1 protein-coding gene is annotated in these 744 nt (G+C 75.8%); it reads right to left on the reverse strand.

All coding sequences use genetic code 11. The features are described 5' to 3' along the window. Nucleotides 1-121: 121 nt before the first annotated feature. A partial coding sequence (locus tag KUM32_RS41010) for a hypothetical protein (protein WP_217146743.1) occupies nt 122-744 on the reverse strand: 623 nt, incomplete at its 5' end.

Raw genomic sequence — 744 nt, forward strand, 5'->3', positions numbered from 1 at the left:
GCGGTAGCCGGTCCTCCCAGACCCGCAGGGTCCTCAGCAGTTCGCGGAAGGCCCGCTGGTCCTCGTCGCTCATCGGGGTCATCACCCCTCCATACTCGCCGCCGCGCGGCCTCCGCGCCGGCTACTCGCCGGGCGGCTCGTCCGGGAGGGGCCCGGAACCGCTGGCCACCGGGCAGCCGCCCTCCGGGTGCGCGACCGGCCCCGGGCGGGCCGCGGCTATGTACGTGCTGGCCAGGGCGACGACCACCGCGGCGTACGGCGTCTCGCGTCGGGCCACGCTGAAGTGGGCGGGGCTGCCCGGGCCGTCGGCGCGGTAGACGCGCACGGCCTGGTCGGTGGTCTCCACCCGGCGCACGTCCCGCCAGGGCGTGGCGCTGCCGTCCAAAAACAGGGTGTCGGCGGAGAGGGTGAACCGCCCGTAGCCGACCGTGCCGCCGCGCCCCAGGCGGTGCTCCGTGCGCGGCAGTTCGTCGGCCGTCGCCACCTCGGCTATGCGCACGGCGGCCTCACCGCTCACCGCGTACACCACCTGACCGGCCCGGTCCCGGACCTCGGTCCACTCGACGGCCTCGCCCGGTCCGCCGTGCGGCGCGTACGCGCTCTCGCGGAAGGAACTGACCCGCGCCTCGGACCAGGGGAGCGCGCGCACCTCCGCGCCGTGCGTGAGCACGAAGCCGTGCTCGAAGCAGTGGAAGACCACGGGCGGCGGCCCCTTGAGCTCCTGCCAGACCCTGGTGCCGATCG

This window comes from Streptomyces sp. AC627_RSS907 (assembly GCF_019049165.1).